Origin of the sequence: Mesorhizobium sp. M7A.F.Ca.US.007.01.2.1, assembly GCF_003998165.1 — a bacterium.
In the GTDB taxonomy this organism is placed as follows: domain Bacteria; phylum Pseudomonadota; class Alphaproteobacteria; order Rhizobiales; family Rhizobiaceae; genus Mesorhizobium; species Mesorhizobium ciceri.
The window spans coordinates 1-14,293 of the sequence record NZ_RZQP01000023.1 but is presented as its reverse complement, the minus strand read 5'-3'; the positions used below and the strand labels follow the sequence as shown (position 1 = coordinate 14,293).

Annotated in this window: 10 protein-coding genes and 1 pseudogene; 3 read left to right on the top strand and 8 right to left on the bottom strand. The window is 63.1% G+C overall.

All coding sequences use genetic code 11. From position 1 onward, the window contains the following. Positions 1–242: 242 nt before the first annotated feature. Positions 243–1,091 (top strand): transporter substrate-binding domain-containing protein, encoded by an 849-nt coding sequence (locus tag EN949_RS06855; RefSeq protein ID WP_063170010.1) that lies wholly within the window; start codon positions 243–245, stop codon positions 1,089–1,091. Between the two features lie 12 nt (positions 1,092–1,103). Here EN949_RS06855 and EN949_RS06850 read toward each other — a convergent pair whose 3' ends face one another. Next, positions 1,104–1,511, bottom strand: a complete 408-nt coding sequence (locus EN949_RS06850; protein WP_013533653.1) for a tellurite resistance TerB family protein — start codon at positions 1,509–1,511, stop codon at positions 1,104–1,106. Between the two features lie 165 nt (positions 1,512–1,676). On the opposite strand from EN949_RS06850, the gene EN949_RS06845 reads away from it, so the two are divergent. Continuing rightward, a complete protein-coding gene (locus EN949_RS06845) occupies positions 1,677–3,323 on the top strand; it encodes a lysine--tRNA ligase (RefSeq protein ID WP_063170009.1) in 1,647 nt (548 codons plus the stop codon). Here EN949_RS06845 and EN949_RS06840 read toward each other — a convergent pair. From EN949_RS06840 to EN949_RS06810, 7 genes are all read right to left on the bottom strand, one after another. After that, complete coding sequence (locus EN949_RS06840) at positions 3,289–4,140, bottom strand: thermonuclease family protein (RefSeq protein WP_348629878.1); 852 nt, start codon at positions 4,138–4,140, stop codon at positions 3,289–3,291. The two genes, EN949_RS06845 and EN949_RS06840, sit on opposite strands and share 35 nt — an antisense overlap. A 9-nt stretch (positions 4,141–4,149) precedes the next feature. Continuing rightward, positions 4,150–4,800: a helix-turn-helix transcriptional regulator gene (locus tag EN949_RS06835; RefSeq protein WP_013533656.1), complete on the bottom strand. Its 651-nt coding sequence runs from the start codon at positions 4,798–4,800 to the stop codon at positions 4,150–4,152. An 82-nt stretch (positions 4,801–4,882) separates the two neighbouring features. Next, positions 4,883–7,102 carry a 3-hydroxyacyl-CoA dehydrogenase NAD-binding domain-containing protein gene (locus tag EN949_RS06830; protein ID WP_127371432.1) on the bottom strand — a complete coding sequence of 740 codons (2,220 nt, stop codon included), beginning with the start codon at positions 7,100–7,102 and terminating at the stop codon, positions 4,883–4,885. Between the two features lie 14 nt (positions 7,103–7,116). Continuing rightward, a complete protein-coding gene (locus EN949_RS06825; protein WP_013533658.1) occupies positions 7,117–8,325 on the bottom strand; it encodes an acetyl-CoA C-acetyltransferase in 1,209 nt (402 codons plus the stop codon). A 33-nt stretch (positions 8,326–8,358) separates the two neighbouring features. After that, on the bottom strand, positions 8,359–9,531 hold the full coding sequence (locus EN949_RS06820) for an acyl-CoA dehydrogenase family protein (RefSeq protein ID WP_013533659.1): 1,173 nt from the start codon (positions 9,529–9,531) through the stop codon (positions 8,359–8,361). Between the two features lie 46 nt (positions 9,532–9,577). After that, positions 9,578–11,368: an acyl-CoA dehydrogenase gene (locus tag EN949_RS06815; protein ID WP_013533660.1), complete on the bottom strand. Its 1,791-nt coding sequence runs from the start codon at positions 11,366–11,368 to the stop codon at positions 9,578–9,580. A gap of 307 nt (positions 11,369–11,675) precedes the next feature. Next, the gene (locus EN949_RS06810; protein WP_013533661.1) at positions 11,676–12,134 is read right to left on the bottom strand and encodes a MerR family DNA-binding transcriptional regulator; all 459 of its coding nucleotides are present in this window, start codon (positions 12,132–12,134) and stop codon (positions 11,676–11,678) included. A 455-nt stretch (positions 12,135–12,589) separates the two neighbouring features. On the opposite strand from EN949_RS06810, the pseudogene EN949_RS06805 reads away from it, so the two are divergent. Continuing rightward, positions 12,590–14,293, top strand: a pseudogene (locus EN949_RS06805) (peptidoglycan-binding protein); the annotation flags it as partial.

The window sequence follows — 14,293 nt, the reverse complement described above, 5'->3', positions numbered from 1 at the left end:
TCAACCCCATGTTGCCTTGTGCATTGCGGCCAATGATGCGTGCCTGATCTACACTTCGCCACCGACCACGGATTGCAAATCGCATACTTATTTTGTGGCTCCCTCTCATCGAGGCGACCGAAGCTGATTTGCAAACCGGCTAAATCATATCCTGAAATCGGCGTGTTGAAATCAAAAACCATTGTGCCTGTACCATTTTCGTACCAAAACCGGTGCGAGCACGACTGTGGCGGAGTTTTATCTTGGCGTTCCGGTGGAGGTCCTTCGCCTTTGCGATGCTGATCGGGTTGCTGTCGTTCGCCGACGGTGCGCGCGCCGCGGCGCCTCAGGTTCCGGTGCTGTGGGATGCCAAGGAGCGGCTGCCCAAGCCAGACCTTTCGAAGCTGCCCCGGCTGAGATTCCTCACCACCACGGACTTCCCGCCTTTCAACTTCCTCGACGGTGCGGGAAAGCTGTCCGGCTTCCACATCGATCTGGCACGCGCGATCTGCGCCGAGCTTGGCATTGTCGAAAAATGCCAGATCCAGGCCCTGCCCTGGGCCGAGCTGGAAGGCGCACTGCGGAAAGGCGAAGGCGAGGCGATCATCGCCGGCATCGCCGCCACACCGGAATCGCGCGCGACCTACGCCTTCTCACGCTCCTATCTGCAGTTTCCGGCGCGCTTCATCATGCCGAAGGGCAAGGCGCTGACCGAGCCCGTCTTTGACAAACTGCACGGCAAGCGTGTCGGCGTGATATCAGGCTCGGCGCATGAGCGCATGCTGCGCGACTATTTCAACACGGTCCAGGTCGTCCCTTTCGACAGGCCGGAAGAACTGTATGCCGATCTCAAGGCCGGCAAGGTCGACGCCGCCTTCGGCGACGGCATGCGCCTGGCTTTCTGGCTGGGCGGCTCGGACGCGGCGGGCTGCTGCCGCTTTGCCGGCGGGCCCTATCTGGCGCCCGAATATCTGGGCACTGGCATGGCCATCGCCACCAAGGCGGACAATCCGGCGCTGGCCGCAGCGATCGACTACGCGCTGCAGGAAATTTCAATGAAAGGCACGTTCGCCGAATTTTATCTGCGCTATTTCCCCGTCAGTTTTTTCTAAAGCCAAGGACTTTCAGGTCAGGGTACGCAGCCGCGCCTTGGCCGCGCGGCCGATGGCAGCAACCGTCAGCGTGTCGAGATCGAGCTGACGCCGGATCAGCTGCAGCACCCGCACCTCTTCCATGCGCATTTCGAGGTCGACGGCGGCAACCTCGAAGGCGGCGGCATAGGCGGTGTCGCGCAGCCGCTCGGGCAAGACCTCGGCGACTTCGGCCAGCACGCCCTCCAGCCCATCCTTTTCGTGCAGGCGCTTCTGGCAGTCCTGGGCGACGCCGACCAGCCTGTCGTGGTTGAAGTCCTCGAACACCGGCCAGGAGCGGACGACCTCGCCGATCCGCGCCAGTTCAACATCGGTCATGTCGCGGTCGGAGGCCGAGGTGATGACCATCAGATAGATCAGGGCTTCATGAGGTGTCGGCAATTTTTTCTCCTTGAACCGGGCCTCGAAGTTAGGAACGCCCGTTCTGCACCGCAAGGAAAAAGCGCCGCACGCGTTGACGCTCCGGCGCTGCACGCCTAGAGACCGGTTGAAAAACCCTTGCTGCGGCCCGCCTTCGGGCCGGCAGATGATTTGGAAAACTGTGACATGGCGGGATCAAACATCATCGATCTCAACCCCGAGCTGCTGGCGGCCGCGACCGAAAGCAAGGCGTGGCCGTTCGAGGAAGCCAAAAAGATCATCGAGCGCTACAAAGGCGCCGACTTTCCGCAAACAGTCCTGTTCGAGACCGGCTACGGGCCGTCCGGCCTGCCGCATATCGGCACGTTCGGCGAGGTGGCGCGCACCTCGATGGTGCGCCATGCCTTCCGTGTCCTGACGCAGGACAAGGTCGCGACCAAGCTGCTGTGCTTTTCCGACGATATGGACGGCATGCGCAAGATACCCGACAGCGTGCCGGACCGCGCCGCACTCGAGCCGCATCTGCACAAGCCGCTATCGTCGGTCCCCAACCCCTTCGGCGGCGACTATGCGAGCTTCGCCGACCACAACAATGCGATGCTCTGCCGCTTCCTCGACACGTTCGGCTTCGACTACGAGTTCGCCAGCGCGACGCAATACTACAAGGCCGGCCGTTTCGACGCGATGCTCAAGCGCGCTGCCGAGCGCTATGAGCAGATCATGGCGGTGATGCTGCCGACGCTCGGGCCCGAGCGGCAGGCGACCTACAGCCCGTTCCTGCCGATCTCGCCGAAGAGCGGCCGCGTGCTTTACGTGCCCATGAAGCATGTCGACGCCAAAGCCGGCACCATCACCTTCGACGACGAGGGCACCGAGACCACGCTTTCGATCACCGGCGGCCGCGTGAAGCTGCAGTGGAAGCCGGATTTCGGCATGCGCTGGGCAGCGCTTGGCGTCGATTTCGAAATGTTCGGCAAGGACCACCAGACCAATGCGGTGGTCTACGACCGTATCTGCAACATTCTGGGCGGACGGGCGCCGGAGCATTTCGTCTACGAACTGTTCCTCGACGAGAATGGCCAGAAGATCTCGAAGTCGAAGGGCAACGGGCTGACCATCGACGAGTGGCTGACCTATGCGCCGACCGAAAGCCTCGGGCTCTACATGTACCAACGGCCGCGGCAGGCCAAGAAGCTGTATTTCGACGTCATCCCGCGGGCCGTGGATGAATACTACACGTTCCTCGCCGCCTATCCCCGCCAGGACTGGAAGGAGCGGCTGGGCAACCCGGTCTGGCATATGCATGACGGCAACCCGCCCGCGATCGACATGCCGGTGCCGTTCTCTCTGCTGCTCAATCTGGTCAGCGCTTCCAACGCGCAGAACAAGGATGTGCTGTGGGGATTCATTTCACGTCATACGCAAGGCGTGACGCCGGCGACGCATCCAGAGCTCGACCGGCTGGTCGGCCATGCGATCCGCTATTTCGACGATTTCGTGAAGCCGACGAAAACCTTCCGGCCCGCCGACGAGGTCGAGCGCGAAGCGCTGGCAGCGCTCGACGAAGCACTTGGCGCGCTGCCGGCGGACGCCAGCGGCGAAGCGATCCAGAACGCCTCGCTCAACGTCGCACGCAGGATCGAGCGCTATCAGGATCATTCCAAGCAGAGCCCGGAAGGCGGCCCCGGCGTATCGGGCGCCTTCTTCCAGATGATCTACCAGGTGCTGATCGGCCAGGAGCGCGGCCCGCGCTTCGGCTCGTTCGCAGCACTCTACGGCGTTGCCGAGACGCGTGCGCTCATTGAGCGGGCGCTGGCTGGTCAGCTGGCTTGAGCACGCCGTCGACCTCTTCCAGGATCGAACCCGGCGCCTGAGGTGCCGGGCCTGGCGCGGCCGGCATCGCCGGCATGCCGGACAGATCAGGCGCCGATCCGAAAATGCCCTTCCTGCCCGTGCGCGCCTTGTCGCCGGCCTCGACATAGGGGCCGCCCTTGGCGGCGCGCGCCCAGCCATTTTCGACCAGCCACTGACCGACATCCTGCTTGCCGATCCGGCACTCGGCTGCGATCAGGTCGCGGCCGCCCTGCGGCGGCACCGTGCAGACCACCGCGCGGCCGCGCAGGAAGGCGCGGAACGCTGTCCTCGCCCGGACACCGCACGGCCAGGACTTGCCGTCCTCGCTGCAAATCTCGTCCTGCCTGACGATGTCGATGCCGGAAACCGCGACCGAGTAGCCCTTCGCCTCGATCAAGCCGGCGGCCGGCGCAACCGGCTGGAACAGCTTTGTGCCGTTCCAGTCGTCAGGCATTTTCGGCTTGGGCGGCACGGCCAGCGCGAGTTTGCTCAGCGGCTCGCGCGGCTCGATCCGTTCAAGCCCGTCGGCGGGCAGTTCCGGCGGCGCGACGATTTCGGGATCGATCGCCCTCGAATGCGTCGCCGGCTTCGGCGGCTGCGGAGCTGCAATGGCCGATGTAGCCGGCTCCTCGGGCAGCGTCCCGGCAGCCTGCTGCGCCATCGCATCGGCGCCCGGATCAAGCTGGTCCACGGTGATGACGCTTTCACTACCTTTCAGAGTGCGACCGCCAGTGACGACGATGGCTGCCATCACAGGGACCATCAGAACCGCCAGCGCGTGATGGAGAAGCCGCACCAGCTTAACCTATTGGCTTGCCCAGACAATCCGCGCCACCCATTCGACATCGCGCATGGGAATATCGCGGTCGGGATGATCGGGATTGAGCGAGACCAGCGCAATCGACCTGACGGTCTGGCGCTCGAGCACCTTGGCCATCACTTCGCCTGATGTGGTCTTGACGACGACGCGATCGCCCTTGCGGGTAACGGCGCCCGGTTCGACGATGAGGACGTCGCCATTGCGGTAGAGCGGCAGCATGGAATCGCCCTGCACCTGCAAAGCATAGGAACTCTCGGTCGATTGCGTCGGCAGTTCGATCAGATCCCAGCCCTGCCCGGCTGGAAAGCCGGCATCGTCGAAGAAGCCGCCGGCGCCGGCCTGGGCAAAGCCGAGCAGCGGCACGGAGCTTCGGCGGGCGACCGAAGCCGCATGGCTGGCCCCGGCCCGACCTTCAATCAAACCGGTGAATTCGTCGAGGGAGGCGCCCGTTGCCTCCATGATCTTTGCCAGTGATTCGGTCGAGGGCCAGCGCGGCCGGCCATCCGACGACAGGCGCTTCGACTTGTTGAAGGCGGTGGAATCGAGCCCCGCACGCTTGGCCAGCCCCGAGGCCGAAAGCGAATAGCGCTCGGCAAGAGCATCAATGGCAGCCCAGACACGGTCATGCGAGAGCATGTGTCGCTCTCCTTTGAACAGGAAAAAATACCTTCCCTGTTCTAACCCCGGACCGCCATCTTGTCCACAGTGCAAGGCTTACTCACGCCGCTTTCCTGGTCTCGCCTTTCGCATAGGGATCGAAGCGCTGATAGAATCTCTCACCCTTCTCGGCCATGTCGAGCAGCAGCTTGGGCGCCTTGAACTCGGCGCCGTATTTCTTCTGCAGGTTTCTGGCGATCTTGACGAACGCCTTGGCGCCGATGCCGTCGATGTAGGACAGCGCACCGCCGGTATAGGGCGCGAAGCCGAAGGCGAGGATCGAGCCGACATCGGCCTCGCGCGGGTCGGTGACGATGCCTTCTTCCATCACCCGTGCCGCTTCCAGCGCGATGGTGACCAGAAGCCGCTGCTGCAGCTCCTCATAATCGACCTTCTCGGGCGCAAGCTGCGGATAGAGCGCCTTGAGGCCCGGCCACAGCTTCTTCTTGGCGGGCTTTGCCGGATAATCGTAAAAACCCTTGCCATTCTTGCGGCCGAAGCGGCCGTGATCGTCGACCATGGTGTTGATCAGCGCCATCTGCTTGGGATCGACCGCCTTGTCGCCCAAATCCCTGATGGTCTGCTTCATGATCTTCTGGGCAAGGTCGATGGCCGTTTCGTCGGTCAGTGCCAGGGGGCCGACCGGCATGCCGGCTGCCTCCGCCGCGTTCTCGATCATCGGCGCGGGCACACCTTCGATCAGCATCTTGTAGGCTTCCGACATGTAGCGCAGCACGCAGCGGTTGACGTAGAAGCCGCGCGTGTCGTTGACGACGATCGGCGTCTTCTTGATGGCGCGAACGAAGTCGATCGCGGTGGCCAGCGCCTTGTCGCCGGTCTTCTTGCCCAAAATGATCTCGACCAGCATCATCTTGTCGACCGGCGAGAAGAAATGGATGCCGATGAAATTCTTCGGCCGCGCCGAATTCTTGGCCAGCGACGAGATCGGGATGGTGGAGGTGTTCGACGCGAAGATCGCCGATGGCTTCAACACGGCTTCCGCCTGTTCGGTGGCGCTCTTCTTGACGCCCGAATCCTCGAACACCGCCTCGACCACCAGATCGCAGCCGGCAAGGTCGGCGTAGTCCGCCGTCGGCGTGATCAGCGACAGCAGTTTGTCCTTGTCCTCCGGCTTGGCGCGGCCCTTCTTGACCTGATCCGAGACCAGGCTGTCGGAATGCGCCTTGCCCTTGGCGGCCGACTCCAGATCACGGTCGAGCAGCACCACCGGGATGCCGGCCTTGGCGGTGACATAGGCGATGCCGGCGCCCATGAAGCCGGCGCCGAGAATGCCGATCTTCTTGAACTTGGTTTCGGGCACGCCGGCCGGGCGGCGGGCGCCCTTGTTCAGTTCCTGCAGCGACACAAACAGCGAGCGGATCATCGCCGCCGCTTCCCTGGTCTGCATGATCTCGGTGAAATAGCGCTGCTCGATGCGCAAGGCGGTGTCGAACGGCACCAGCAGGCCTTCATAGACGCATTTGAGGATCGCGGCGGCGGCCGGATAGTTACCATAAGTCTCGCGGCGCAGGATGGCGATCGCCGGCGGCCACAGATTGAAACCGGCCGGCGAATAGATCTGGCCGCCTGGCAGCTTGAAACCTTTCTCGTCCCATGGCGCCACCGGCTTCAGCCCATTCCTGATCATCGCCTTGGCGGTCTCGACCAACCTGGCCGGCTCGGCGATCTCATGGATCAGGCCCATCGACTTGGCCTTCTGCGGCGACAGCGTCTGGCCGGAGGTCAGCATCTGCAACGCCTGCTGCTGATCGGTCAGCCGCGGCACGCGCTGGGTGCCGCCGGCGCCCGGGAAGATGCCGATCTTCACCTCGGGAAGCGCCATCTTCACCTTGTCGCTATCGGCGGCGACACGGCCGTGGCAGGCGAGCGACAATTCGAAGGCGCCGCCCATGCAGGTGCCGTTGATCGCCGACACCCACGGCTTTCCGCAAGTTTCCAGCTTGCGGAACAGGCCGGTCATCATGCCGGCATTGTCGAACAGCGCCTTGGTCGCCTTTTCGGCGTCCTTGCCCTTTTCCGCGGCGAAGGTCGTCAGCATCTTCTGCAGCAAAGAGATATCTGCACCGCCGGAGAAGGTATCCTTGCCGGAGGTGATCACGGCGCCCTTGATGGCGGCGTCACCAGCCACCTTGTCGACAATGGCGTTCAATTCCCGCATCGCCTCTTCGGTGAAGACGTTCATCGAACGGCCGGGCATGTCCCAGGTGACCAGCGCAATGCCGTCGGCGTCGGTGTCGAGGGCGAAATTGGTGTAGCTCATCGTTTCTCTCCCCGTCAGACGCGTTCGATGATGGTTGCGGTGCCCATGCCGGCGCCGATGCACAGCGTCACCAGAGCGGTGTTGAGATCGCGCCGCTCGAGTTCGTCCAGCACCGTGCCGAAGATCATCGCGCCGGTGGCGCCGAGCGGATGACCCATGGCGATGGCACCGCCATTGACGTTGATCTTGTCATGCGGAATGTCGAAAGCCTGCATGTAGCGCAGCACCACCGAAGCGAAGGCTTCGTTGAGCTCGAACAGGTCGATGTCCGAGAGCTTCATCTTGGCGCGCTTCAACAGCTTCTCGGTGACGTCGACCGGACCGGTCAGCATCAGCACAGGCTCGGAGCCGATGTTGGCGAAGGTGCGGATACGCGCGCGGGGCTTCAGCCCCATCGCCTTGCCGGCCTTCTTCGAACCGAGCAGCACGGCCGCCGCACCATCGACGATGCCGGACGAATTGCCGGCATGATGGACGTGGTTGACCTCTTCCACTTCGGGATGCTTCTGCACCGCGACCGCATCGAAGCCGCCCATTTCGCCGGGCATGACGAAGGACGGGTTGAGCGAGGCCAGCGACTGCATGTCGGTCGACGGGCGCATATGCTCGTCATGGTCGAGGATGGTCAGGCCGTTCTGGTCCTTGATCGGGATTACGGATTTCTTGAAGCGGCCATCCGCCCAGGATTTGGCGGCGCGCTTCTGGCTCTCGACCGCATAGGCGTCGACGTCGTCTCTTCTGAAGCCGTATTTGGTGGCGATCAGGTCGGCCGAGATGCCTTGCGGCACGAACCAGCCGGGCAGGCCGACCGAAGGATCCATGAACCAGGCACCGCCCGAGGCGCCCATGCCGACGCGCGACATCGATTCGACACCGCCGGCAATGACGATCTCGTCCGCTCCCTGCGCGATCTTGGCGGCACCGAAATTGATGGCGTCGAGCCCGGAAGCGCAGAAGCGTGAGATCTGCATGCCGGGCGCCTTGGTGTCGTAGCCGGCCTCGAAGGCGGCGGCGCGCGGAATGACCGAACCCGCCTCGCCGACCGGATCGACGCAGCCGAAGATGATGTCGTCGACGTTTGCAGTGTCCAGCCCATTGCGGTCGCGCAGCGCCTCGAGCGTCTTGGCGGCAAGCCGCACCGCCGGCACCTCGTGCAGCGATCCGTCTTTCTTGCCCTTGCCGCGCGGTGTGCGCACGGCGTCATAGACATAAGCTTCAGCCATTTGCTTGCTCCTTGGGTTTGCCTGATGTCGCCTTCAGAGAGAGCGTCCGATCAGCAATTTCATGATCTCGTTGGTGCCGCCGTAGATGCGCTGGACGCGGGCGTCGCGGAACATGCGGGCGATCGGGTATTCATTCATGTAGCCATAGCCGCCATGCAGTTGAAGGCATTCGTCGACGACTTTTCCCTGCAGGTCGCTGAGCCAGTACTTGGCCATCGACGCTGTCACGGGATCGAGACCGCCCGCGATGTGGCGGGCGACGCAATCATTGTAGAAGACGCGGCCGATGGTGGCCTCGGTCTTGAGTTCGGCCAGCTTGAACTGGGTGTTCTGGAAATCGATGATCGCCTTGCCGAACGCCTTGCGCTCCTTGACGTAGTCGATGGTCAGCGCCAGCGCCCGCTCGATCATGGCGATGGCGCCCGTGCCGATCTGCAGCCGCTCCTGCGGCAGTTGCTGCATCAACTGGACGAAGCCCTGACCTTCCTCGTGGCCGAGCAGGTTGGAGGTCGGCACGCGCATGTCGTTGAAGAACAGCTCCGACGTGTCGTTGGCCTTGAGCCCGATCTTGTCGAGGTTACGGCCGCGCTGGAAACCTTCCACCTCGTCGGTCTCGACGACGATCAGCGAGGTTCCCTTGGCCCCCTTCTCCGGATCGGTCTTGGTGACGACGATGATGAAGTTCGCAAGCTGGCCGTTGGTGATGAAGGTCTTGGAACCATTGATCTTGTATTGGTTGCCATCCTTCTGCGCTCGCGTCTTGACGCCCTGCAGATCGGAACCGGCGCCGGGCTCGGTCATGGCGATGGCGCCGATCAGCTCGCCGGTCGCCAGCTTCGGCAGCCATTTCTTTTTCTGATCCTCGGAGCCGTAGTGGAGGATATAAGGGGCGACGATCGAATTGTGCAGGCCGATGCCGAACCCGTCGACGCCGACATGGCCAATGGCCTCGATGATGGCGCTCTCATGCGCGAAGGTGCCGCCGGAGCCGCCATATTCCTCCGGCATAGAAGCGCAGAGCAGGCCGGCGGAACCTGCCTTCAGCCAGCTTTCGCGATCGACCATCTCGTTCTTCTCGAACTCGTCGTAGCGCGGCGCGATCTCCTCCGACATGAAGCGATGCGCCATGTCGTAGAGCATGCCGACCTCGTCCGCCGCCCAGGCGGGCTTCGGCAAAGAGAGCACTTCGGCGGGATTTGTCGCCACGATTTCCTCCGCGTATCGACAGACAGAAAGGCCAGTGAGGTCGAGCTTAGAACGCTTCCGCCGGCAGTGCCATCAATGTGTCAGCGCCGCTCGAAATGCGGGCGAGATGCGCCGATGTCTCCGGCATGATCCGCTCCATGAAGAAGCGCCCCGTCACGATCTTGTTGTCGTAGAAGGATTGCGCGCCATTGGCGTCCGTCTTGCCAAGTGCCACCTTGGCCATCTGCGCCCACATATAGCCCAGAGCGACCAGGCCGAAGAGATGCATGTAGTCGGTCGAGGCGGCACCCGCATTATCGGGCTTGGCCATGCCGTTCTGCACCAGCCACATGGTCGCAGCCTGCAAATCGTTGAGACCTTTCTTCAACGCCTTGGTGAACGGCGCCATCTTCTCGTTAGCGCGGTTCTCCTCGCAGAATTCGCCGACCTCCTTGAAGAAGGCCTGCACGGCGCGGCCGCCATGCAAACCAAGCTTGCGGCCGACGAGGTCGAGCGCCTGGATGCCATTGGCGCCTTCATAGATCATGGCGATGCGGGCATCGCGCACGAACTGGCTCATGCCGTGCTCTTCGATATAACCGTGACCGCCGAACACCTGCTGCGCCATGACGGCGTGGTCGAACCCTTTGTCGGTGAGCACGCCCTTGACCACCGGTGTCATCAGGCCGGTGTAGTCGTCGGCGGCCTGGCGATCCTTGTCGTCGCCGGAGCGGTGGGCGATGTCGGACTTGATCGCCGTCCACAGCGCCAGCGCGCGGCCGGCCTCGTTGAAGGCTTTCATGGTCATCAGGCTGCGGCGGATGTCGGGATGGACGATGATCGGATCGGCCTTCTTGTCCGGCGCCTTCGGTCCAGACAATGAGCGGCCCTGCAAACGGTCCTTGGCGTAGCCGACAGCGTTCTGATAGGCGATCTCCGACAGCGACAACCCCTGCAGGCCGACACCGAGGCGCGCCTCGTTCATCATCGTGAACATCGCCTTCAGGCCGCCATTGGGCTCGCCGAGCAGCGTGCCCTCAGCCTCGTCATAGTTCATGACGCAGGTCGAATTGCCGTGGATGCCCATCTTCTCCTCGATCGAGCCGCAGGAGACGGTGTTCCTGTTGCCCGGATTGCCCGACGGGTCGAGCTTGAGCTTCGGCACGATGAACAGCGAGATGCCCTTGACGCCTTCCGGCGCACCCTCGATGCGGGCCAGCACCAGATGGACGATGTTGTCCGACATGTCGTGTTCGCCGGCCGAGATGAAGATCTTCTGGCCTGAAATCTTATAGGTGCCATCGCCGTTCGGCACCGCTTTGGTCCGCAACAGGCCGAGATCCGTGCCGCAATGCGGCTCGGTCAGGTTCATGGTGCCGGTCCAGGCACCCTCGATCATCCTCGGCAACCATGTCGCCTTCTGCTCGTCGGTGCCGTGGGTGATGATTGCCGCGATCGCGCCCTGCGTCAGGCCCGGATACATCATCAAGGACATATTGGCCGAGACCATATATTCGGCGACGGCGGTGTGCACGGCATAGGGCAGGCCCTGGCCGCCGAACTCGACGGGTGCGGCCAATCCCATCCAGCCGCCCTCGCGGTACTGGTCGAAGGCCTCCCTGAAGCCTTTCGGCGTGGTCACCGAGCCATCGTCGTGACGCACACAGCCTTCCATGTCGCCGACACGGTTCAGCGGATGCATGACGTTTTCGGCGAGCTTGGCGCCTTCGGCGAGGATCGCCTCGAGCACATCGGGCGTGGCGTCGGCAAATCCGGGAAGGTTCGAATAACGCTGATAACCCAGAACCTCGTTGAGCACGAACAGCGTATCCTGAACCGGAGCCCTGTATGTCGGCATGCTTTTTCTCCACCCTGCAAACCCGGTCCGAATGCCCCGAAGACAAGCCAGGGCGGCATGCGGACCCATATTGGGAGCGGGATAGCAAAAATTGACGTTTGCGTAAACGTCAATTTTCTCGATGCGACAAGATTCCCCGCCCCCTGGAGCAATGAGCGTAGCGGCGCGACGTTGCGCAAGCCAGCGCCGAAAGGCCATAAGAGTGGGCCAGGACAACGAAAAGCCGCGTGGCAGGCCACGCGGCTAGACAGAACTCGGACAATCAGCAGACGACTTGGTGTCTGGCGCAATTCCTGACGGAATTGCTTCAGCTGGCGGCGCTCGCCTGCGGCGCCGAACGCTCGCTCAGCATCTGGCGCACCGCCGACATCGAGCCGCTGAGCTCGTTGATGGCGTCGTCGATCAGCGCCCGTTGCTTCTGCAGGCGGGCAAGCTGCTTTTCCGACTTGTCCAGCGCAAGCTTGAGCTGCTTGGTGTTTGAACCGGTGGGATCGTAGAGATCCATCATCTGCTTGACGTCGCGCAGCGAGAATCCGACCTTGCGGCCAAGCAGGATCAGCTTGAGGCGGGCCTTGTCGCGGCGCGTGTAGAGACGGGTCGAACCGTCGCGCTGCGGGTTGAGCAGGCCCTTGTCTTCGTAGAAACGCAGCGTGCGCAGCGTCACTCCATATTTCTTCGCCATCTCGCCGATGCGGACGAGGTCCTCGCCGGCTTCGGCAGACATATTGGTATTGGCCGCGGTCTCGCCGGCCGAGATAAGCTTCATGGTCACTGGCTTTCCCCGTCTGGTGGCGTCGCGGTCCTGGACCGTGCGTCGCCTGACTGGAAGCGGGGGCCTGCTTCCAGTCGTGGTTTCAACAAACAAATCGCAAACATGCGCTCAATGCGCCTTTTACGTTTACGTCAATTCTATACCGATTGCCGCAGGATGACGCAAGGGCGTTCTGCGCCCCGCCCTTTATGCCGCACCGTCAGGCCGGCAGCCAACATCCTTTCGATTTCTTAAGTTTGGTTAACGCGTTGTTTACCACGTTGGGGGAAATGTGGGCGCGTCGGCTACCCGTGTTTATCCTGTATCGAATTTTTCACGGTTTTTCGGAGCGCGGGCGAGAGCCCGGGAAGCTCGTCTTCCGCCGCGGCATCGCCGCCGGTCGCCTTCGTTCCGATAGGGACCTGGGGGAACTGGCCGCGAGCCAGCCATTCTGAAAGACGGACGCACCGATGAACAGCAAGCGGTCCTATCTCGATACACTCAATGCCGGCAGGCAGCGCAGGCCGCAGACCACGCTCGATCAGTTGAACCAGTCGCTGGAGACACTGGAGCAGCGGCTGGAGCGGACGCGCGAGGATCCGATGGCACGTCCCGAACTCCGCCAACCCGATCCCCGCCAATATGGTGCCGATGCGCGCTACCCCGCCGCCCGGCCCTCTGGCCAGCAGCGCTGGTATGAGGACCCGCAGCCCGCGTCGCGTCCGAAGAGCCCGATGCAGGGAGCCGCCGCTTTCGAGCAGAATTACCAGGCCATTGCCCGCGATATCGATCGCGTGCGCGGCCAGGAGGATGGCGTTGCCATGGTCGGCAAGATCGCCGGCGAATTGCGCGGCATGCGCGAGGAATTGCGCCACCAGATGACCGCAGGCCTGCAGCGGGAATTCGAAGCGCTGCGCAAGGACATCGAGCGGGCCTTCCAGTCAGGCGCAAGGCCCGGTGCTTCGGCCAAGGGCAGTGCTGAACTCGGCCTTGAGTTCGAGCGTCTTTCGGGCGCCATCCAGACCCTGGCCGAGAAGAGCGACGACAGAAGCGTCAACATGCTGCGCCTCGAGCTCGAACAGGTCAAAGCCGCACTCGAAACGCTGGCACGCGAAGAGAGCGTGCAGAAGGTCGACCGCCGCTGGGACGATTTCGATCGCCGCTGGACGGCGTTCGAAGACCGCGTCGACGCCGACCAGCGCAAGCGCTCGGACGACCCGGGCCTGTCTGCTCTCACCGCCCGGCTCGAGCAGATCAGCAATGCCGTCAACAATTTGCCGGAATCGTTGTCGCTGCGCTCGCTGGAGGAGAAGGTGCGCACGCTTGCCGGCGCTGTCGACCATTTCGCCAGCCAGCAAGACAATCGCGGCAGCGACACGCTTGGCATGATCGACGAGCGGCTGGACGAGATTTCCCGCGCCATCGTGGCATCGACGGTCGCCGCGCAAGCCAATTCATTCGACCACGAGGCTTTCGAGCGCATAGAGAGACGGATCGACTCGCTTGCCGGCCAGATCGAGGAAGTGGCGCAGGATCGTCCCGGCAACGCGGTCATGGATCGGTTGAGCACGCTGTCGGGCCGGGTCGACGAACTCGCCGGCCGCGCCAATCTGCCGGAGCAGGCGATGGAGCGCCTGGCCAAGCAGATCGCATTCATCGCCGACAAGATCGACCAGGCACCCGCCATGCCTGACGCCGACTACATCTTCCATGGGCTGGAGCAACGCTTCGACGTGCTGTCGAGCATGATGGAACGCCGCCAGGGTGACGCCATCGAGCAGGGCAACATGCTGTTCCGCGATCTCGAGCGCAGGCTGGACGAGGTTGCTGACAGGCTCGACCAGCGCATGCCGCAGGTCGACAGCGTCGGCATCATGGAAGCCATCGATGCCCGCTTTACGGCGCTCGCCAAGCGCCTTGAAACGCGTGTGCCCGATCCCGCGGGCGAAGCGGCGATCCGCGGACTGGAGAGCCGGCTCGAAGACATTTCAAGCCGGCTGGACGCGTCGGCCGCACAGGTCGCCGGCATCGATCCGGCGCTGATCCGCAGCCTGGAAGCACAGGTTGCCGGCCTGTCGGCTCATCTTTCCAAGCCCAGCACCCCGCTGCCGGAATTCGAGGACATCAGCCCGCGTCTCAACGAAATTGAAAAGTCGCTCGCAGGAACCCGCGAT

Bases quoted from the DNA above. Each gene is read 5' to 3' on its own strand.
- EN949_RS06845 (WP_063170009.1), top strand. From the start codon at position 1,677: ATGGCGGGATCAAACATCATCGATCTCAACCCCGAGCTGCTGGCGGCC.
- EN949_RS06835 (WP_013533656.1), bottom strand. From the start codon at position 4,800: ATGCTCTCGCATGACCGTGTCTGGGCTGCCATTGATGCTCTTGCCGAG.
- EN949_RS06830 (WP_127371432.1), bottom strand. From the start codon at position 7,102: ATGAGCTACACCAATTTCGCCCTCGACACCGACGCCGACGGCATTGCG.
- EN949_RS06825 (WP_013533658.1), bottom strand. From the start codon at position 8,325: ATGGCTGAAGCTTATGTCTATGACGCCGTGCGCACACCGCGCGGCAAG.
- EN949_RS06815 (WP_013533660.1), bottom strand. From the start codon at position 11,368: ATGCCGACATACAGGGCTCCGGTTCAGGATACGCTGTTCGTGCTCAAC.
- EN949_RS06810 (WP_013533661.1), bottom strand. From the start codon at position 12,134: ATGAAGCTTATCTCGGCCGGCGAGACCGCGGCCAATACCAATATGTCT.